Source organism: Paenibacillus sp. FSL H8-0315 (assembly GCF_038005365.1).
GTDB lineage: Bacteria > Bacillota > Bacilli > Paenibacillales > Paenibacillaceae > Paenibacillus_AQ > Paenibacillus_AQ odorifer.
The window spans coordinates 3348452-3368792 of sequence record NZ_JBBOTA010000001.1 but is presented as its reverse complement, the minus strand read 5'-3'; the positions used below and the strand labels follow the sequence as shown (position 1 = coordinate 3368792).

Genomic DNA, 20341 nt, shown 5'->3' with positions numbered 1-20341 from the left:
ATTCATGAAGTGTATGTCGGTGTGATCTTATCAAAAACGGCGGATCCTACGCCACCCAAAAGGTAGCCGTCTTCCGAGGAAGCCTAAGCTCCCTCTTCAATAACTTCTTCTTCTTCCGTAGCGGCGCGATCGTACTCGGCCAGAACCGCGGATTGAATCTTCTCGCGTGTTCCCGAAGAGATCGGGTGCGCGATATCGCGGAATTCGCCGTCCGGTGTACGCTTGCTGGGCATTGCAACAAACATCCCATTATTGCCATCGATGACGCGAATGTCATGAACAACAAACTCGTTATCGATGGTAATGGATGCGATTGCTTTCATTCTCCCCTCAGAGTTAACGCGGCGGAGTCTGACATCCGTAATTTGCATGTGTGTGTTCACCACCTTTTTCCATCAGAGACTTGGTGTATAATTCCACACAGCAAAGCGAATTCCTTCTTTTTGATTCCATAAAATACCTAAAAAAGAAATATATTTTTTGGGATATGTTGTTTTCGACATACATCGAGTAGTTTTCTTAATATTCCTTACGTTTTCGACAATTTCCACGCTTTTTGAAAATGTAAGAGAATGGCTAATCAAGAGGAAAAGTAGTTGCCCGGATGCGCCGAAATTCTCCGCTCTTTCGAGTCTACTTCACTTAGTTTTACCAAGGACACGTAATCGTGCAACAGACGCTCTTCCGTCTCTACAGCGCCTGATTCCACTAAAACGCCTACCCCAGCAACCTCGGCATTAAATTCACCGAGCAGATCGACCATACCACGTACAGTCCCTCCCGCCTTCATGAAGTCATCTACGATAAGTACTCGCGATTTCTCCTTGAGTGCACGTCTGGAGAGAGACATTGTGTGTATGCTTTTATGAGATCCTGATACGTAGTTAATACTTACTGCTGATCCCTCTGTAACCTGATGGTCACGTCGCACAAGCACTACCGGCAAGCCTAGCTGTGCTGCTGTTGCATAGGCTAGTGGAATGCCTTTCGTTTCAACGGTCATCACCACATCGATTTCCGATCCGTAAAAGGCCGTTGCGATGATCTTACCCGCCTGTTCCATCAAAGACGGCAACCCAAGTAGATCCGACATATACAAATAACCGCCAGGCAATATCCGGTCAGTCTGCTCTAGCTGCACACATAAGCGCTGCACAAAGGTAAGCGCCATATCTTTAGGCATAACCGGGATATAACGTACTCCACCCGCTGCACCAGCTAAAGTCTGCAGCTCTCCGATGCCTTCACCTTCAAATACTTCTTTTATGATTGCCAAATCTTCACTAATGGAGGACTTAGCCGCTCCATAGCGATCGGCAAATATAGACAGCGGCAGTAGTTCATGCGGCCGCTCAAGTAAAAACTGAGTCATGTCTACCAAACGTTGGCTTCTTTTTAATTTCTTCACGGAATGCTCCTCGCCAAAACCGAATATTTTAGAAAAATATATCACTTTTGTACGGGTTTACACAAGAGAAGCAGACTAATTCAGTGATCTCACTGCGTAGACTTCCTTGCAGAACCCTCGCAGTCCGTTGTAAATCCTTGCTACTTTAGACTGCTTGGACACTAACCCGAATACGGTAGGTCCGCTGCCTGACATCAGTACGCCATCTGCTCCAAGCTTTATCATCGCTTCCTTGAGCTGCTGAACCTCTGGATGCAGCTTTAAGGTAACATCCTCAAGCACGTTGCCCAGATGGTTGCACACGCCCCCAAAGTCTCCAGCTTCTATCGCTTGCTGCATCTTTCGAGCAGAAGGATGAACCGCTATATTATTGCTCCGAACGCGTCCATACACTTCTGCAGTCGATACATTGATCGGTGGTTTTGCCAACACAACCCAGCATTGTGGCGGGTTATTGATTGGTGTCAGCTTTTCGCCTCGTCCTGTAGCCAAGGCTGTGCCGCCTGTGACGCAGAAAGGTACATCAGAACCCAACTCAGCGCCAAGCTCCTGTAGCTCCTGCGCAGGAATACCCAGACGCCACAGACGGTTTAGACCGCGTAGCGTAGCTGCGGCATCACTGCTGCCGCCAGCCAGGCCAGCCGCAACCGGAATTCTTTTATCCAGATGGATATGTACCCCACTCTTCACGTTATAACGGTCTTTAATAAGCCTTGCCGCCTGGAAAGCTAAATTTTTCTCATCCAGGGGAATATAACCAGCCTGACTTGATATTATAATAGTATCCCTTGGCAGCTCAGACAGCTCTAAGCGGTCTGCTAAATCTACCATGGTCATAATCATTTCCACCTCATGAAAACCGTCAGCACGTTTGTGCAGCACATCCAGCATCAAATTAATTTTAGCTGGTGCCTTTTCATACATTTTCAAGGCGTTCACCCACCTTCAGCTTTTCCCGTAAAAACAACTTAACATATTATATGAGAAACTTCTAATGAAGTCCAATAATAAAAGGGTGTCGCCATTTAGACGCACCCTTTTTCAGTAATATTCACTTTATAGCCTAAAATTTAAGATTTCCGCGCAGCCTGTTCAGCAAGCTGTATCGCTTTTTTCACCATGTTGCCAGCGTCTTGAGTTGTAATTCCACCCCAGCCCTCACGTTCCACGGTTTCATAAAAACCCAGCTCCTTGGCTAACTCTGTCTTCAGTTCCTCCGACATCATGCCTCGTTTTCTGCGGCTCATTACGGAATTCCTCCCTTATGAAAATAAATAATTAACCCGTTGCCCAATTAGTATGCTTGCTTAGCACACGGATCATGCACCAAATATTTGTCCCAAAAAACGCAAACAAAAAACAGCCTCCAAGGGAGACTGTTCGTGAAACATTAAGCTTTAATATACATAATCCGCATCTGCCCATCGTCTTCACAAACTGTGATTTCCACAGATTCAGTAAGTATATCGGCATAGCTATAGGAGACTCGCTTAAAAGTTTGCTGCTCCTGATCCAGTTTGACAATAAATACAGAAGGGTACGTTTCTTCCAGGACACCTGTGCGTTCAACGGTTTTACGACGACCTCCGTTTGCACGCAATGTGATCTTATGACCGACGTGAGCTTCAAGACTGCGTTTGATTTCCAACAGCGCGTTATTAGCCATTACCTGACGACCACCTCTTTTCTTGTCCATTATACAACTTTTTCAGAACAATGTCAAAGCAAATAAATAATTAATTATAGTTGATGCATATTTCGTTGTCAACGGAATTTTTTTGCGAGAAATCAGCGCCGGACTAATATCCTTGTTATCTGTAATATAGGCATTACAAAGAAAAAAAGAAAGGGTTAAGCTCAGCGCTCACCCTTTCTTTCGGATATTCTATTCAGCCGATTCAAATTACCTATATTCCTGACACCATAGACCTATCTCTGCCGCTTAAATGGCTGATGGTGTCACTTTTAGCGCCGACAGATTCTGCAGTCGCGGCATTCCGATGCGGAAGCTGCCACGGGTCTCAACACCACCAATACCCTGATTGCCGCTGATGGTATTATTCAGAACATCGCTAAGATTTACAGTATCTCTGATGGAAGTAAAGGATGATTTTGCTGCCACATACACCGGATCCAGAGCATGAATCAAAATTCGACCAGGTGAACTGGCAAAATTAGCTCCAGCTCCAAGTAAGGCCTCGAAATGAGATTGACAAGCACCGGCAACAATAGTCAACGCATCAAAATTCCGCTCATACTCCCTAGCTACCCTAATAGCAGCTATAAAGTTTTGCGAATTTTTATAGCTATTCAGACTATACAGATCGTAAGTATGCTGTTGCTTCAGTACCCCATCATGACCAGTGATCACTACAATATCTGGGCGTACACGGGGCAACAGCCGGTATAACGTATCAGCCATTGCAGATTCATGAACATGATGCCCTTCAGCGGGAATCCGCAGCTGCTCGTATAAGCTAAGGCTCTTATTCAAATATGCCGGATCGCCATCCAGATGCAGTACTTTACCTGGCACTTCAAAATAAGGAGCTTCCTTGGACGGTGGAGCCCATGTCCCCTCTGTTAGGGTTCCCCCGCTCCGCTGACTTTGCTCCTGACGGTCCTTCCGTAGCTGTGTCAGTGATTCCTTCGCTTTGATCTGTGCTTGCTGTCCCCGTTCCGTTATTCGGGTAGGAGGCACTTGAACCAGGTCATCCAGAGGAGAATCCGCCAACAGGCGGAAATCTGTGCCTTTAATGACGGCTCTATCCTGCACTATATTATCTACACGAAATGTTAAATCACCGCCATAAGATTTGCGAACGACCAAGTCTCCTAAATTCATTACAACCACCACCTCTACCCCATCGTATGGGCAAAGGCCTCAGTTGGTTCATAACTCAACATATTTTTAAAATATAAGAATGTATAATGCTCCACCAGAATAACATCCTTATAATTTCTACGAGAAACGGTTGTCGTCCTTAAGACAACAACCGTTTCCTATTGCTTATTCAATTCCAGCGGCTAGCAAAACACCGCTTAAGCGGGCGTATTCTTCAAGACTGAGTGTTTCTCCGCGACGGGTCGGTTCAATACCCGCTTCTGCGAGTAAAGCCTCCAGCTGCTCACGTCCTTGTTCAGGGAAGTAGCGAGCCTTCAGATTGTTAGCAATCGTCTTGCGGCGCTGTGTGAAAGAAGCGTGAACCACTTCAAAGAAATGCTTCTCACTCTCCACCTTTACCGGAGGATGCTCTCTAACCTTCAGACGGATAACAGCAGACTCCACATTAGGTTGAGGGATGAATACCGTACGTGGCACGATACAGACGAGCTCAGGCTCGCTGTAGTACTGCACGGCAATGCTAAGACTTCCGTATTCCTTTCCACCTGGAGATGCAGCCATACGCTCCGCAACCTCCTTCTGAATCATTACAACGATGTTATCAAGGGGAAGCTTCTCTTCGAGCAGCTTCATCAGAATCGGAGTAGTCACATAATAAGGCAGGTTAGCAACCACACTGACCTTGTTCACAGTGGTGAAATCTTCCTTGAACATTTCCTGCAAGTTCACATTGAGGACATCATCGTTACGAACCTTAACATGGGGATAGGGGGAAAGTACGTCTTTTAATATTGGAATCAGTCTACGGTCAATCTCTACGGCAGTTACAGCACCCGCTGTTAGTGCCAGACGCTCCGTCAGCGCTCCAATTCCCGGCCCGATCTCCAGCGCCCCAGAATCGCTATCTAGTCCAGCAGCGTCTACAATCTTGTCCAAAATATTTTGATCAATCAAAAAATTCTGTCCCAGGCTTTTCTTGAACTTGAATCCATAACGTTGAATAATCTCTTTGGTCCGTTTTGGAGTCGAAATTTCCTCTCTACCACTCATGAAGTAATGCCTCCCTGATCAATTTGGGCGAGAGCCCCGGCAAATTCCTCCCGCGTAATCCCAAACATCGCCAGCCGCTTGTACAGCTGTTTGCCGTTACAATATCCGATTCCAAGCAAATTACCAAGTGCCATACGTCTTTCAGCAGCCCGAGGGTGTACAAGCATTCCAGCGGCCATAAGATCATCAATACCAATCAAAGCAGGTGCTCCTTCAAAAGAGGTATGTACATTGCGCAGCGCATGACGAATCGCCTCTGGCGATGCATTCTCTACACCGATATCCCCTTTTCGAGTTGCGTCCTTCTCTGGAATAAAAGCATGCTTACAGCCCGGCACCTTCGCTGAAACGATTTTACGAATTCGCTCCCCAGCATGGTCCGGGTCCGTAAGAATAATAACCCCTCTACGTTCCATAGCAAGCGCGATCTTAGCAATTACAGTCCGGTTTACAGCAGAGCCGCCTGTCTCAATGGTATCCGCTTCTACAGCACGCTTAATGGCTACGGTATCGCTTTTGCCTTCAACGACGATTAATTCCTTAATCATATTTCTTGACTCCTTCCAAAAAAAGCAAAAAGAAGAGGATTCGCTCCTCTTCTTTTGGTTAAAGAATGTATAAGTGATGAGCGGTTGCTCTGCGATCAACGAAATGATCATCCAGCGTTCCTTAACGGTTATCATCACTATAGCTTATCAAAGGATTTTTTGCAAAAGCTTCAGTTCTAGTTAAGCTCTGGTTTCACAGGTCCAATCACATAAACGGTACGTGATTTACGGCCGAAATTACGAGCATGGCTCAGGGAATCATAATAGACATCCACTTTATTGCCTTTAATGGCACCGCCAGTATCCTCTGCACGGCGGAATCCAAGCCCATCGATATAAACCCACCAGCCAATAGGAATTACATTCGGATCTACTGCAATTGTACGACCTTCCGTTACGCGTGTTCCGGAGGCAGTTTTAGTACCTATCCCTGGCTCTTCTGACGAATAAGCTGTCATGGAGACGTTCTTAATCATCTTCTTGTACTCAAAGTCTACGCCAGCCTTGCTTGTGACGTTCTTAGTCTTAGCGCTAACTTTAGTCGTTTTGGAGGTAGTGCTTGATTTGGAAGTTGTTGTAGCTTTAGCAACTACAGTAGGCTTAGGAAGTGCTTTAGTACCAACGGCAATGATCTTATCTTTTGTTACCGTTTGTACTTCCTTGCCGATCATGCGCATAGAGGCCAGTTCTCCGTCTTGATAGATCTTTTCAATATGCTGAACCATGACGCCTGGTTTGCCTGCCTGTGCCACTCTAACTGTTCCCACAGTAAGGGAGGGATCTGCTGTCTTAATAACACGGAAAGGTAAGTTAGTTGTTCGCTGTACCGTTTGCTTGTTGATACGAACGATCTTAATCTCCATGTCAGCAGAGATGGTGGTGTCTAACGAAGGAAAAATCTTATCATAGCCTTCTAGGTTGATACCCAGTTTGTCAATCGCTTGACCGATAGTGTCTTCGGTCGTATATAACGTTTTTGTTGCTCCGTCCGCAGTAAGGCTAAATTTCTGCGCACGATTGATAACGACACGGTCACCGTCTTTTATTTCATCACTCAGACCTAAAGATAATTCATCATGCGGCTGCAGCGAAATTTGCTCTTTCTCCAACACATCACCAAGAAGTGCTTCTCGCGTTTCAAGTGTCTGTGTTTGCCCGTCTATTACTAAAACTAATTGTTTATTACTTTGACCGTGTACGTACAGCAGAATTAACAGCGCGATTGCGATTGAAATCACACCTGCAAGTAAAAGTACGCGAGTATTTACTTGCTCCCACCGTAATGCGAAAGACCTGCTGGATGACTGCGAATCATGGGATACCTCTGGTTGGAATAAGCCCATTCTCTCCATCCTCCTTACATAGCCTCGTCGTCAATTTGTATATCATGAGGACTGAATTTCTTTGACGAAACTATTTGAGATTGTCACAGGATACGCACGTATTAACTTAGCGTCTCCTGCTCATGGATCGCCTGCTCGGCACAGCTACTCCTACACCTGTTATATAACAGTATGCGGGCAACATTCAGTTTATTCAAAAATAAAGAAGCCTAAAAAGAGTTCTCTTGAGGACTCTTTCGTGGCTTCTCCGATGTCAGAATACGCGGGAATGTTTGTGCACGAGGTTGCCTCTCTTACTTGCGCTTACGGGGTTAGCTGTCGGGTTCGGACGAAAGAGAGACGCCCTATTTCAGGTCACCCGCTCACGGCGGTTGCCCTTAAATTCACCCCAAAGACCACGTGAAGAAATCAAATATTGTTCTGCGGCAATTCCTAGTCGTATTCAAGATACAGGCATGCGGCAGTTCAATATTGGTTCCCCCGTTCTCCATACGGAGACTCAGCGAGACGATCCATGAATCAATGGCTGTCACAATAACAACAGCTCACATCACTGAAAAGATGATATCCTGTTTTGATGCATGTTGTAAAGGACGATTCAACCACGTTTACGCAAATATATGGTTAAAATATTGTAATAATCAGCCGTTTTTATATTAAAAAAGTTTAATATATCGGCCATTCTCTATTTTTCACCCGTTTTACTCCTGTTTTCAGACAATCCCAAATCGTTCCAGTGCGTTCGCATACGTAATTTTAGCCAATTCTTCCCATGTTAACCCTTTAATTTCAGCCGCAGCCTCTGCTACTAACTTCACATGAGCACTCTCATTTCGCTTGCCTCGGAAGGGGTGTGGAGTCAAATATGGAGCGTCTGTTTCGATCAATAATCTGTCCAATGGCGTCTGTGCAAGCACCTCTTTAGGCACTCTGGCATTTTTGAACGTGATCGGTCCTCCAAATGACAAATGAAATCCTAGATCTAGACACATTTTTGCGGTTTCCCAGCTGCCTGAGAAAGAATGCATTACGCCACCAATTTCATTTGCTTTTTCCTCCCGTAAAATCCGTACGACATCTTCATGGGCATCACGGTCATGTATACAGATTGGCATTTTTAGTTCACGGGCTAGTCCAATTTGTTTGCGGAAGACCTCCTGCTGCACATCCTTGGGAGAGGTATCCCAATAATAATCCAACCCAATCTCTCCGATGGCCACCACTTTCTCATGGCTGCAAAGAGAGGCGATCCAATCGAGGTCCCCCTCTTTCATATCAATCGCATCCTGTGGATGCCAGCCCACCGCTGCATAAATATAATCATAAGATTCAGCCAGCTTCATCGTTGAAGGGATCGTTTCCCGATTAAATCCAATATTGATCATCTTGCTAACTCCGGCCTCTACTGCACGAGCTATAACTTCCTCGCGATCCTCGTCGAATTGAGGCGCATCTAAATGTGTATGTGTGTCGAACAGATACATTTTAAAGCTCACTCCTTGTTGTTTTTATCAATAGTTCCATAAATATTTGTATTATTTTGCAAAAATCTCTGCTACAGAAGAGGGCAACCGTGTAAGGGCTTTTTTCAGCTTATCCTGTGGGAAATATAGGTGATATCTGCCACGATGAATTCCGCTTATTGAGCGCACAATATCCGATACCTCTGAAATTTCCCGCAATTGCTCATTGCGATCAAGCAGTAAAATTTGATTATTGTCGAAGGCTGCTCCTGGACGGAACACATCATAAGGCAAATCTGTCGGATAATCAATCTCTAAGTCATATTCTGGGTTAAGTCCCGCTCCCGCAAAACTGCTGCGGATTTCCGTAATCATATCTGTATCCAAATTCTCGATCTCTACATATTTATACAGTTTACGATGAATAAAACGGGTGCACAAGTCGCTTAATAACTCATCTTCTTCAAGTGTCCATTGCATAAAAGCAGTCTGTACCAGTGCCTCATCAAGCATTAAATATTGTTTCACTGTTACTTCTCCTCGAAAGAGATCTTCTAGCGGAGCGATCATAAAGCGAAATTTGTACTCCTCTTGGAACAATTCTTTAGCTCTACGGAAGATTTGACGCAAAATAATTTCAGAACTGCGCGTCACCGGATGAAAATATACCTGCCAGTACATTTGATAACGCGACATTAAATAATCTTCAATGGCATGCATACCTGATTCTTTTACTACAATCCGCCCATTATAAGGACGAAGCATTCTCAAAATCCGATCAATGTCGATGGTTCCATAGTTTACACCTGTATAGTACGCATCACGCAGTAAATAATCCATACGATCAGCATCCAGTGGACTGGAAACCAAATTGACAACAATTTCATGCTCATAAGTCTTAGAGATAACTGAAGCTACTTTACGAGGAAAATCTTCCTCCACATCACGCAATATTTCGGTAATCTCCGTGTCCTCCAAAATAATCCGGCAGGTCCAATCCTCATGGTTCATTTCAAAAGCTTCTTCTATAGAATGTGAAAATGGGCCATGCCCTAAATCATGCAGCAAAGCCGCACACAAAGTAAGCAAACTTTCTTCTGGAATCCAATCCTTATACCCGCTGCGCTCAAATTGCGAAATGATTCTGCGTGTAATTTCATATACTCCTAAAGAATGAGAAAAACGACTATGCTCTGCACCATGAAAAGTGAGATATGAGGTACCTAACTGGCGAATCCGGCGTAAACGCTGAAATTCTTTTGTATTAATTAGTCGCCAAATAATCGTATCCTGTACGTGAATATAATTATGAACGGGATCCTTGAAAACTTTTTCTTCCGTGAGCGGCTGCTTCATGAGATCAACTCCTTCTAATAATTTAATATGATTTTAACTAATATCAGTATATAATAAGTAATTATGTCGTACTTTGTCGAAAAGTATCATTTTTGGTCTTGGTAAATCGACAAAATGCTTTCAGGGTAATTCTTAATTTTTATAGGGACATTCAAAGTTCTTATGGAAATTTTCTTATTCAGCCTATGAAAAAAGGTTGACTGATTTGGGAATCGTTGGTATTATAAGTATCATAAAACAGTGAACAATGTCGAATAATGACGTTTTTGGAACATTGAGAGGAGTAACGATTGTTATGATGAAATCAACAGGAATTGTAAGAAAAGTAGACGAACTTGGACGGGTTGTTATTCCTATTGAATTACGCCGTACACTTGGCATTGGCGAAAAGGACGCACTGGAAATTTACGTTGATGGCGAACGGATTATGCTTAAAAAGTATGAGCCTGCCTGCATTTTCTGTGGCAACGCTGAGAACGTAACTTACTTTAAAGGAAAAATAGTTTGTCATGAATGCATATCTTCCATCCCTACCCCTGTGACAAACTAAATTAAATAGTATATAATAGAACTAATCAAATTGTTAATTCTAACCTTTTCATATCTCCTTGACCTCCCGTGACCGCGGGAGGTATTTTTTATGTCTGGGTTTGCCCTCCTGGTTATCCCCTCCCTAAGGGCAATGTGCTTCAAGACGGAACTAGTAATACTTAGTTGTATTTCTTACAGTTATTTTAATTGCTTTTTACCATTAAACAAATTAATTGTATTTTGTACACTTATATTTCCTATATCTCCGTGAAATCAATCCTTTCCACCTTTATAACTGTATGAAGTACAACTAAACGAACAAATACATAAAAAAATTCAAAAATAACTGTACAAAATACATTTAACCCGCAGATAAATCATTCAAGCTCGGGCAGTCCGTTTCCGACAATCCTTAGTTATTCTAAGAATTCGTCTACAACACTTACTCTTCTGCTCTATCAAGCAACGCATTATAAATATCCCGTTTGGCTACACCCCGGTCTGATGCCGCTTTTTTCATAGCCTCTTTCCGTGGTACATCCTGTGCTTCGTAATGAGCTACATGATCTTCAATGCTTAACTGACGCCACCACGCCGATTCTGCGATTTCTGCATCTTCCTTGCTCTCCCCTTCTACGACAATAACATATTCGCCTAGCGGAGGATGTTCAGCCAGCCATAGTGTACATTCCTCAATCGAACCGCGTAGAAACTCCTCATATCTTTTCGTTAATTCACGTGCCAACACAATCTGGCGATTACCGAATGCTTCTTGAAGATGAGCAAGTGTCTTAACTACGCGATGGGGAGATTCGTAGAACAACAAAGTGCCTTGAGCCGAACGAAGTGGACTTAATACTGCTCGGATGTCCTTACGCTCTCGGGGAAGAAAGCCGATAAAGGTGAACGTATTCGTAGATAGACCAGAAGCGATCAAAGCTGACAACGCTGCGTTAGCTCCAGGGATAGGAATCACCGGAATTCCATGACTTATTGCAAGGGCTACAAGATCCGCTCCAGGGTCAGAAATCGCTGGTAAACCGGCATCGCTGACGAGTGCCAAATTTTTTCCTTCTATTATATAGCGTACAAGCTCAGGTCCACTGGCGGCCTTATTATGCTCATGATAACTAAACAACATCGAAGGTGAAATCTCAAAGTGGCTGAGTAATTTTCGGGTCTGTCTCGTATCTTCCGCGGCAATAATATCACATTCCTGCAATGTACGGACTGCACGATAGGTCATATCCTCCAGATTACCGATAGGTGTAGCCACCAGAAAAAGCGACCCTGTTGTCTCCTGAGTACTGGTATTAGTCTTGTTTTGAAAACTGCTTTGGCATGATATCGTCATGATTTACCCTCTTTAGCACCATAGTAGATGTCCATAATCTCTGGACAGTATTGATTGTCCTCATTATATACGATGAGCGGTGGTTGTAAACGAACCTCAGGCTTTCCATCACGTGCGGCTTCGATTAATACCATATTTGCCTCCAGGTGGGCACGTGGATGTACAAACCGAATAATCTTTGGCTCGAGTCTATATTGTCTCATAAGACTGATAATATCAACCAACCGTTGTGGTTTATGAACCATACTTACCTTTCCGCCCGTCCGAACCAATCGCACACAAGCCTGAATGACCTCCTCCAGTGTACAGCCTATCTCATGGCGAGCCATAGCTTGATGGTTGTTCAGCTTCAGATCACTGCCATTAAGCGGCATATAAGGAGGGTTCACCGTTATTGCATCATACACACCATGTCCTGCGGTAGTATATAACTCGCGCAAATCACCTTCATGAATTACAACCTGATCCTGAAGGCCATTTAGAGTCACGCTACGACGAGCCATATCAGCTAAACGAGGTTGTATTTCAATACCTTCTATAGAAGCTTTTGTCCGGGTAGTCATTAAAATCGGTATTACACCATTTCCCGTACAAAGATCTAGAACTCTTCCACGTGGCGGAACACTGGCGAAACGAGCAAGCAATACAGCATCCATAGAAAAGCTAAATACTTCATCACTTTGAATAATGCGCAGGTCATGTGTTAGTAAATCATCCACCCGCTCCGTCGGTAACAAGGGGACAGATATATCATTAAAAGAATTCGTCATGTAATAATCTCCTAAAGGTTTTGATGAGAAAAACTTGCTTCAAATGCATATGCCTATTGGCTAAAATTCAAAAAAAACCGTAGGATTAATCTCCTACGGCTGGATATCCTCATTTATTAAGAAAAGAAAGACAGAACAGACAGTCACCTTCCGTGCGTAAATGTCCAAAATAAACATTACAGATGTGAAAGCCTTCGTGGTAAAGTCGAGCCAAGTTGTCATAACCTTCCCCGACAACCTCTTCTGTTCCCTCTCCGGTAGCTAAAAGAGCTTCCGCCTCCGCAGAATCTACGGTAGGATCCAAAGGTGCATCCCGCTTTAAAATTTTGCGAAGCTGTTCATTCTCCAGAGTTAACCTCTGGTTAGCTTCCATCAGTTCTTTTACCGTCTGTTTCCATTCTCCAAGATTGGCGCGCATCGTTTCCATCTGCGCTTCCATATCCTGCATGTGTGCAAATATATTTTTCTTCTCCAAGTTTCCACCCCGAAAGTAACCTTATATGGTTTACTTGACGACAACATCATCCATTGGAAGTTCCTTAACTTTGCCCACTTCAAACAACTGTACATGAACCGTACGGTTTCCGGCATTGATCCCTACTACTTTGCCATCCCCCAATGAGGTCACGACAATCTTGCCGACCGCTGGCATTTCTTCCTTTACACTCTCATAATTGTCATGCTCAAATTTCAAACAACACATCAGACGTCCACAAAGTCCGGAAATCTTGGTCGGATTAAGTGAAAGGTTCTGATCCTTGGCCATTTTTATGGATACGGGTTCAAAATCCCCTAACCAAGAGGAGCAGCAAAGCACTCGTCCACAAGGTCCAAGTCCACCTAGCATCTTAGCTTCATCACGTACCCCAATTTGCCGAAGCTCAATGCGGGTCCGAAAAATACTTGCCAGATCCTTAACCAATTCTCTAAAGTCAACGCGTCCTTCAGCCGTAAAGTAAAATATAATCTTATTACGGTCAAAAGTAAACTCTACATCTACGAGCTTCATTTTGAGACCGTGGTCGCGTATTTTATTTAAACAGGTGGTAAAAGCCTCCTTAGCGGCGCTTTTGTTCTCCTCAACAACGCGTGCGTCGGTTTCTCCGGCAATACGCATCACTTTTTTGAGGGGTAGTACAACATCGGACTCCTCCACCTCTTTTTTGCCTACGACAACCTTACCGTATTCCACCCCACGTGCTGTCTCAACAATAACACATTGATCTCGTTCAATCGGAAAATCAAGTGGATCAAAATAATATATTTTACCCGCTTTTTTAAAACGGACACCTACTACGCTGTACAAAAATTAACCCCCTTGTTTGCCGGTAAAAGGAACCTATGGGCATGTCCGCTCCCTGATGATCCATGCTTGTCCTTCCTCGTCTGTTAAAACGATACTTCCAGGTAAAGCGACATCCGGAGGATATATCATTGCTAATCCTTTAACTTTCCAGTCGGATTAAGAACTGCTCCAGACACAACTGGGCATTGGCATTGGAACGCAGCTTCTTAGTACTCTCTGCAGCATATCCCATATAAGCCACCCATTGTTCCGCACTGCGCCCACGGGCATGCCTGGAAATAAAGTCTAACTGATCTATAAAAACGATACTTTCGTGCTTGCGGTACAGGAAGTAGAGCATATCTTTAAACCATAGATGGAACATGCTGAAAAGGATATCCAAATGTTCAGCGAGCCCAGTCTTGAACAGCTTCTGCCCGGCAGTTGCTACCGTGGAGCTGCCCTTGCTTAAGGACTCCTTAGCTAATTGTAACACTAGATTTCTCATTTCTGCAAACCAATTCTGTTCCAAAAGTTCCCTGCAACCATCAAGTCCCGAACTAAGTGATACTGCACATCGAGCTAAGGGGATCGGCACACCCTCACTTGCTAGCGCTTGAAGCATAATATCCGGATTTAACGGACTAAATGGGATCCGCTGAGTCCGTGACTGAATCGTCGGCAATAAAGAACGACTATTATCAGATATTAGGATTCCTACTGCCGGAGCTGGCGGTTCTTCCAGAAACTTCAACAAACTATTGGCAGCTTGTACCGTCATTTTGTCTGCCCCATCTATAATATAAACCTTTGGATTCACACCCTCAGATCGATAGGAAAAGACACGCTGCAGCTCACGGATCTGATCTATTTTTATGCTTGCACCGTCGGGCTGCAACAATGACAAATCAGGATGGTTTCCATGCTCAACCTTTCGGCACTCTAGACATTCGCCACAGGCGTCATCCTTGCTTTCCGTGCAAAAAATTGCTTGGGCAAACATCAGCGCCGTCTTCATTTGTCCACTGCCTGCTGGTCCTGTAAATAAATAAGCATGGCTCACAGCATCCTTGCGCAAGGCATTTTGGAGTAGCCGTTTAGCATGCTCCTGGCCTACTATATCATGAAAAGGCATAATTTCCTCCCAAAACTTTAAAAAGAAAGGTTGATTAACAACCCGCGAATTTCTCCAACACGTCCCAACAGATCTATTCGGCCCTGCTCACTATTCAGCAGATCATCTGCCATAGATAGCAAAGCCGCATCAATTTCCTCAAGCAGCTTGTAACGCTTACCCCGCCCACGTCTATCCCATCCACGTGTCTCTTTCAGTATAACGCCTCTACGAGCGGTTTCTTCCAGAAACCTTTTGATCATCATCCGGTAAATGGTGAGTTCACGAATGGTCATAGACTTAGATAAACGGTCGCCTTGTGACTGTATTTCTTTGATCTGGCGGTTTAGTTCATCTTTGGTTTTCTGTTCACCTTGCTGCTGAAAAACGTCAGAGAACGATTTCTGCTGAACAGGCTTATTAGCCCCTTCTGCATTTGGAAGCTCACTCTTTAAGGGCCTATATCCCGGATTGATCTTCAAAGGTTATCTACCGCCCCTTTTTTGTAAATGACTTGCTCATTTATATTATACTTAATAATGTTCGAAACGATCTACAGGAAGCACGAATACAGTAGCGCCACCGACCTGTACTTCAACAGGGAGCGGTAAATAGGAATCCGTCGTGCCACTCATCGGAGTTACTGGAGTGACTAGTTGTTCACGCACTTTACAGCTGTTACGGATAACGTTCAATACAGCTTCGATCTGACTGTCTTCTACCCCAATCATAAATGTCGTATTTCCCGCCCGCAGAAATCCACCTGTACTTGCGAGTTTGGTAGCACGGAAATTGGCTTTTACTAGCTCACTGGATAACCGGTTACTGTCTTTATCCTGGATAATTGCAATGATCAACTTCATCTTCGCATTCCCTCCCAAAAAAGTTTTATGGAGTATTACTACTTAATGTGTTCTTAGTAGTAACCTCACTTCATAAGCAAACGCTTAGTTATATGCCACTTCTCTTATTATATTAGACAAAACACCCTAAAAACCCTTTAATACTCTCTCTTCAAGAGTTCTCACGATATCTTGTTCTACCAGATGAATAGGGCGGTTTGCATCAAGAACTACTATTCTCTCCGGATTCGCCTTAATTAATAAATGATAACCTTCACGAACCTTCTGATGAAAGGCAAGACTCTCCATATCCAGACGATTGACTTCGCGATCTTGATTGGCCGCAATCCGTGATAATCCAATCTCAGGGTCTACATCCAGATAAAAGGTTAGATCAGGCATGCGATTTCCAATAGCAAAACGGTTAATACTCCACACCTCTTCCATACCTAATCCTCTTGCATGTCCTTGATAAACGAGACTGCTGTCTACAAAGCGGTCACAGAGGACTGTAAGCCCTTCTCTAAGAGCTGGCTCTACTACTTCAGCGAGATGTTGGCTTCTTGATGCAGCGTACAGCAATGCCTCAGTACGTGCATCCATTGCAGTATGGGCAGGATCCAGAATAATAGAGCGAATTTTTTCGGCGATTTCTATGCCTCCAGGTTCACGTGTAATTCGATAGGGCATGGACCGATTCTGCAAATATGCTGCTACTCTGCCCAGTACCGTTGTTTTTCCGGAGCCTTCGCCCCCTTCTAATGTTATGAAGAAACCTTCTTTGCCCACTTATACTTCTCCGCCCTTCTGAATGTTGTATACCTTAATACGCTGTAAGACCGGATCAGCACAAGCTTGGAACTTCGCGCCTCCATAAGCTAAACCAGTCAGTCTTTGCTGTATCTGATCTGTGATGACCTCACCCGGATATAATAATGGAATGCCTGGTGGATAGGGAATTACCATTTCTGCAGCTACTCTCCCCACGCTGTGTTCAAGATTAATACTTTCTACCTCATTGGCTGACACCGGCTTCAAAGAGAAGGGAACGGGTAGCGAGATTTGTAAAACATTCAAATTGTTCCACGTGGAAATATTTTGAGATTCTAAAATGCCAGCGGTGTGCGGTGATTCGGATGTAACCTCCGAATCTATTTCCCGCAGCGCCTGCAATAACCTTGCTGCATCTTCGGCCTTCGAACCGAGGCTGAACAGCAGCACTACGTGCCGGGCGTCACTCATCTCCGGCACACAGCCCTTAGCTTCGAGCCTGCGCTGCAGCTCGAAACCGCCTAGGACCCCGGTGGCGTCATAAATGACGACTTTGAAGGGGTCCTGCGTCTCGTACGCCGCCTTATGCAGCGGCGTGCCGTCGTGCAGCGGCTCTGCCGGCTGCACCAATCCATAGCGCGGCAGCTCGGCAAGGCCGCGCCGCAGGACATCCACGGCGGCCAGCCCCGCCGTGAAAGCATCGCTGCCCCGGCTGTGCAGCAGCCGCCGGGCAAGATCAAGCGACGCCATCATAGGATATGATGGGCTGGAGCTCTGCACCATGGCGAGCCGCTGCGAGAGCAGGGCGCGGTCGAGCCGCTGCCCTTGAACATGCAGCATAGCGCCCATGGTCATCGCAGTGAGCATCTTGTGCGTGGACTGCACTACGCCGTCCGCGCCACAAGCAAGCGCCCCGGCAGGCAGTGCCGGGTGCTGCCCGTAATGCGCCCCATGCGCTTCATCGACAAGCAGCGGTACACCGCTGTCGTGGCAAATACGCGCGAGGGGCGCAAGGTCACTGCCCATGCCGTAGTAATTGGGCATGGTGACAAATACAGCGGCGGCTTCAGGATAGGCTGCAAGTGCAGCCTCAACAGCTTCTGCCGCCGGCGCTACTGCCAAGCCGCTGAGTGGATCAATCAGCGGTTCGACGAAAACAGCCCTCACTCCAGCTAACATAAGACCATGAATCACTGATTTATGCACATTTCGTTGAAGAATCAGAATCATTCCTGGCTCGGGGCAAGCCGTTAGAATCAGCGCCAGGTTACCCGCCGTACTTCCGCCAACTAGAAAAAAACTCTCCTCTGCTCCAAAGCAATCAGCAGCCAGCTCCTGTGCTTCCTTAATGACTCCCTCAGGATGATGAAGATCATCCGTGCCGGTAATCTCCGTAACATCGTACTTCATGACCTCATCTAGAAACCCAGCGCCTTCTACGCCGTCATATGCCGCTCCATTTTTATGTCCCGGCACATGATAAGATATATTACCCACAATTCTATATTGCTCCAGCATTTCGTATACAGGTGCCCTACATCGTTGTAATTTATTCATATTAAATTCCTTCCCATAGGGTTCCTTCTATTTTAACGTAAATATTCAGAAACTCCTATGTTTCCTCATAAAAGCATCTGACTGAACAGCAAAACGGCTCCCCCCGCTTAAACAACGAGGAAGCCGTATATGAATATCTCTAATGCAGCCCTTATATCTTTCATCCAGACTGCTCTCTTATCCGCATCAATTAACAGAGTTACTCTACTTAAGCGTTCTTTTGCAATCCGATCTTCTTCATCTGGCCAATAAAAAAACGGTACTTAGCATCTTCTGCCTCGGTACGGATCATTTCTGCCTCACAATCCTCACAAATAAAATGCGAGACAATCACAATACCTTCTTCTTTTTCCTGCCCACAAATGATACAAGCTTGCCCGGTTTGCTGTTCCATAACCATCCCACCTTGACTCTTTTAAGAACAGTATGATACACCTTCTATCATTTTAAACCTTTTCATAGTTTTTTCATATCCTTCGTTTCGTGTATTATATATATTCCGCTGCCCCTATATCGGTGAATATTCGCCCATAGTTTAATAAAATGCTTTCATTCGCCGATATTAAGAACATATGAATCTGTGAGGAGGTTAGTCTATTTTATATGGAACCCAACACCAAAGGCGCTGCTACATTCTATCAATATAAATTAATCAAAAAAATTAATCTAACGGCACCTCTGCTGCGTGTTTATATTTTGCTCCCTCTTTTGGTCCTTGTGCTCGAGACAGTCTTTCTTTCTTGGTGGAGTATTCTCTACTTAATTATAGCTGCTCCGGTTATGTTCTGGGTTCAATATGTTATTTCACGCTCAGTACTACTAATCTCCGGGCATCCTATTTCAAAAAGATGGTCCATCTCATTTAAAATCCCGTGGCTTGGCTTCATGCCAGATCAACACATTAGTTACCGCATTTTCCGTAAAGTACAGTTACATAATTTTTATATTGGTCTTTGTATCGCAGCTCTCTTTATTTTTTGGTCACCACCGGCATTTACAGTATCCCTGATTATTTGCCACTTGTGGCTTTTATTGCCCCGTCTCTATACACTGTTCAAAATAAATCAACGCAACAAGGAAGGCATGCTGAAGTTTAATCCAACCGATGCCTCCTATTACTCTCAATAGAGTACAGTTAACCTGTGTTCGCATATAAATAAATAATCGCCATCCATAAAGGACGGCGATTATTTATTTTGTCTTAAGACCTTTAATTAAGGCCTTCTTTTCTTTAGGAATCATAACTATAAAATAATCATCATGCACTGTTAAATGAACCGTTACTCCATCCTTCTGAAAAACACCAGATGAATCGGTATTCTCCTCTTCCTGTTCAACCCATCCCCAGGCCTTAATAGTATCCATATACTCCTCTGGGATGCCGTTCTTCTCCTTTAATCCAGGTAAAGAATAACGCACATAATCCATAGCAACGTTTGTCGTAGTCTGGTCTGGTGAGTACGCCTCTTGGGGCACAGGGAAATTCTTCTCGTTTAGCGCACCCTCAAAAGCATCCCAGCTGGGCGCTTTCGTACCGCAGCCTGCCAGTATTAAAGCTACTATACACGAAAAAATTAATATCTTAATAATTCTTGTTTGTTTCATGCCTTAAATCCTCCTTACCTCCACAATGCATCTAAAGACACAAGAAAATTCAAAGTTAGAATTTATGAGTAGTTCCTTCGTATTAGAGATGTTGCTTATTATTTGCACTTATCTATTATACTTGTATCGACCTCAGCGTCGGTAACAAAAATGTCACTCAATTACAGCCCCTTCAGATGTTGTACTCCCCTTCAAATAACACTCTTGTCCAAAAAAAACAAAAAAGCCACTGCTGATAAATCAACAATGGCTTAATGTGCTTGGCAACGTCCTACTCTCCCAGGACCCTTCGGTCCAAGTACCATCGGCGCTGGAGGGCTTAACGGTCGTGTTCGGGATGGGTACGCGTGGAACCCCTCCGCTATCGCCACCAAACATGCGTCTGTGAAACAGACGCTGCCGCGTGAAATTCGGTTCATCACCAGAAGTGACAATGAATTTCTAAGCGTGTTACAGGCTTGATGCCTGAAAACTGAATCCGAAACGAATTTGCATTCTA

At 44.5% G+C, this 20341-nt stretch carries 24 protein-coding genes, 1 rRNA gene and 1 riboswitch; of the genes, 2 read left to right on the top strand and 23 right to left on the bottom strand.

The window, feature by feature from the left end; translation table 11 throughout:
- Positions 1-83 precede the first annotated feature (83 nt).
- The 11 genes from spoVG to MHB56_RS14625 all read right to left on the bottom strand — a co-directional run bounded on the left by spoVG (position 84) and on the right by MHB56_RS14625 (position 10013).
- Positions 84-371, bottom strand: coding sequence for a septation regulator SpoVG (spoVG, locus tag MHB56_RS14675; RefSeq protein ID WP_020425826.1), 288 nt, complete (start codon positions 369-371; stop codon positions 84-86).
- Between the two features lie 209 nt (positions 372-580).
- Positions 581-1408 carry a pur operon repressor gene (gene purR / locus MHB56_RS14670; RefSeq protein ID WP_036678807.1) on the bottom strand — a complete coding sequence of 276 codons (828 nt, stop codon included), beginning with the start codon at positions 1406-1408 and terminating at the stop codon, positions 581-583.
- Between the two features lie 75 nt (positions 1409-1483).
- Entirely contained in the window at positions 1484-2338 is an 855-nt protein-coding gene (gene ispE / locus MHB56_RS14665; RefSeq protein WP_076138497.1) for a 4-(cytidine 5'-diphospho)-2-C-methyl-D-erythritol kinase, read from the bottom strand.
- A 140-nt stretch (positions 2339-2478) separates the two neighbouring features.
- Positions 2479-2655: a small, acid-soluble spore protein, alpha/beta type gene (locus MHB56_RS14660; protein WP_036678812.1), complete on the bottom strand. Its 177-nt coding sequence runs from the start codon at positions 2653-2655 to the stop codon at positions 2479-2481.
- A 143-nt stretch (positions 2656-2798) separates the two neighbouring features.
- Entirely contained in the window at positions 2799-3074 is a 276-nt protein-coding gene (veg, locus tag MHB56_RS14655) for a biofilm formation stimulator Veg (protein WP_019914493.1), read from the bottom strand.
- Positions 3075-3350: 276 nt separating this feature from the next.
- Complete coding sequence (gene yabG / locus MHB56_RS14650) at positions 3351-4253, bottom strand: sporulation peptidase YabG (protein ID WP_036678813.1); 903 nt, start codon at positions 4251-4253, stop codon at positions 3351-3353.
- Between the two features lie 165 nt (positions 4254-4418).
- Positions 4419-5303 carry a 16S rRNA (adenine(1518)-N(6)/adenine(1519)-N(6))-dimethyltransferase RsmA gene (rsmA, locus tag MHB56_RS14645; protein WP_036678815.1) on the bottom strand — a complete coding sequence of 295 codons (885 nt, stop codon included), beginning with the start codon at positions 5301-5303 and terminating at the stop codon, positions 4419-4421.
- Positions 5300-5851, bottom strand: coding sequence for a ribonuclease M5 (rnmV, locus tag MHB56_RS14640; protein ID WP_036678817.1), 552 nt, complete (start codon positions 5849-5851; stop codon positions 5300-5302). The genes rsmA and rnmV overlap by 4 nt, the downstream gene beginning before the upstream one ends.
- Positions 5852-6027: 176 nt before the next feature.
- Positions 6028-7194 (bottom strand): 3D domain-containing protein, encoded by a 1167-nt coding sequence (locus MHB56_RS14635; protein WP_076105834.1) that lies wholly within the window; start codon positions 7192-7194, stop codon positions 6028-6030.
- A gap of 285 nt (positions 7195-7479) precedes the next feature.
- Positions 7480-7709, bottom strand: a riboswitch (cyclic di-AMP (ydaO/yuaA leader).
- A 198-nt stretch (positions 7710-7907) separates the two neighbouring features.
- Positions 7908-8678, bottom strand: a complete 771-nt coding sequence (locus tag MHB56_RS14630) for a TatD family hydrolase (RefSeq protein WP_036678823.1) — start codon at positions 8676-8678, stop codon at positions 7908-7910.
- A gap of 51 nt (positions 8679-8729) precedes the next feature.
- The gene (locus MHB56_RS14625) at positions 8730-10013 is read right to left on the bottom strand and encodes an HD domain-containing protein (protein ID WP_076218451.1); all 1284 of its coding nucleotides are present in this window, start codon (positions 10011-10013) and stop codon (positions 8730-8732) included.
- Positions 10014-10308: 295 nt separating this feature from the next.
- On the opposite strand from MHB56_RS14625, the gene MHB56_RS14620 reads away from it, so the two are divergent.
- A complete protein-coding gene (locus MHB56_RS14620) occupies positions 10309-10563 on the top strand; it encodes an AbrB/MazE/SpoVT family DNA-binding domain-containing protein (RefSeq protein ID WP_036678829.1) in 255 nt (84 codons plus the stop codon).
- Between the two features lie 423 nt (positions 10564-10986).
- On the opposite strand, the gene rsmI is transcribed toward MHB56_RS14620, so the two are convergent.
- The 10 genes from rsmI to MHB56_RS14570 form a co-directional block, all read right to left on the bottom strand.
- On the bottom strand, positions 10987-11898 hold the full coding sequence (gene rsmI, locus MHB56_RS14615; RefSeq protein WP_036678832.1) for a 16S rRNA (cytidine(1402)-2'-O)-methyltransferase: 912 nt from the start codon (positions 11896-11898) through the stop codon (positions 10987-10989).
- Positions 11895-12668 carry a tRNA1(Val) (adenine(37)-N6)-methyltransferase gene (locus tag MHB56_RS14610; RefSeq protein ID WP_312151189.1) on the bottom strand — a complete coding sequence of 258 codons (774 nt, stop codon included), beginning with the start codon at positions 12666-12668 and terminating at the stop codon, positions 11895-11897. The genes rsmI and MHB56_RS14610 overlap by 4 nt, the downstream gene beginning before the upstream one ends.
- Before the next feature lie 109 nt (positions 12669-12777).
- Positions 12778-13143: a DNA replication initiation control protein YabA gene (yabA, locus tag MHB56_RS14605; RefSeq protein WP_036678835.1), complete on the bottom strand. Its 366-nt coding sequence runs from the start codon at positions 13141-13143 to the stop codon at positions 12778-12780.
- A gap of 30 nt (positions 13144-13173) precedes the next feature.
- Positions 13174-13974: a PSP1 domain-containing protein gene (locus tag MHB56_RS14600; protein ID WP_036678838.1), complete on the bottom strand. Its 801-nt coding sequence runs from the start codon at positions 13972-13974 to the stop codon at positions 13174-13176.
- Between the two features lie 139 nt (positions 13975-14113).
- The gene (gene holB, locus MHB56_RS14595) at positions 14114-15088 is read right to left on the bottom strand and encodes a DNA polymerase III subunit delta' (RefSeq protein WP_076099912.1); all 975 of its coding nucleotides are present in this window, start codon (positions 15086-15088) and stop codon (positions 14114-14116) included.
- Between the two features lie 17 nt (positions 15089-15105).
- Positions 15106-15549: a YaaR family protein gene (locus tag MHB56_RS14590; RefSeq protein WP_036678842.1), complete on the bottom strand. Its 444-nt coding sequence runs from the start codon at positions 15547-15549 to the stop codon at positions 15106-15108.
- A 51-nt stretch (positions 15550-15600) separates the two neighbouring features.
- Positions 15601-15930, bottom strand: coding sequence for a cyclic-di-AMP receptor (locus MHB56_RS14585; RefSeq protein ID WP_036678844.1), 330 nt, complete (start codon positions 15928-15930; stop codon positions 15601-15603).
- 126 nt (positions 15931-16056) lie between these two features.
- The gene (gene tmk / locus MHB56_RS14580; protein ID WP_036678846.1) at positions 16057-16698 is read right to left on the bottom strand and encodes a dTMP kinase; all 642 of its coding nucleotides are present in this window, start codon (positions 16696-16698) and stop codon (positions 16057-16059) included.
- Positions 16699-18237, bottom strand: a complete 1539-nt coding sequence (locus tag MHB56_RS14575; RefSeq protein ID WP_341143705.1) for an aminotransferase class I/II-fold pyridoxal phosphate-dependent enzyme — start codon at positions 18235-18237, stop codon at positions 16699-16701. It lies immediately after the preceding gene.
- 208 nt (positions 18238-18445) lie between these two features.
- Positions 18446-18631 carry a sigma factor G inhibitor Gin gene (locus MHB56_RS14570; RefSeq protein WP_036678851.1) on the bottom strand — a complete coding sequence of 62 codons (186 nt, stop codon included), beginning with the start codon at positions 18629-18631 and terminating at the stop codon, positions 18446-18448.
- A 209-nt stretch (positions 18632-18840) separates the two neighbouring features.
- On the opposite strand from MHB56_RS14570, the gene MHB56_RS14565 reads away from it, so the two are divergent.
- Entirely contained in the window at positions 18841-19365 is a 525-nt protein-coding gene (locus MHB56_RS14565; protein WP_076130063.1) for a hypothetical protein, read from the top strand.
- A gap of 63 nt (positions 19366-19428) precedes the next feature.
- Here the strand turns inward: MHB56_RS14565 and MHB56_RS14560 are convergent, their stop codons facing one another.
- Positions 19429-19842 (bottom strand): hypothetical protein, encoded by a 414-nt coding sequence (locus tag MHB56_RS14560; RefSeq protein WP_036678856.1) that lies wholly within the window; start codon positions 19840-19842, stop codon positions 19429-19431.
- 258 nt (positions 19843-20100) lie between these two features.
- Positions 20101-20217, bottom strand: a 5S ribosomal RNA gene (gene rrf / locus MHB56_RS14555).
- Positions 20218-20341: the final 124 nt, after the last annotated feature.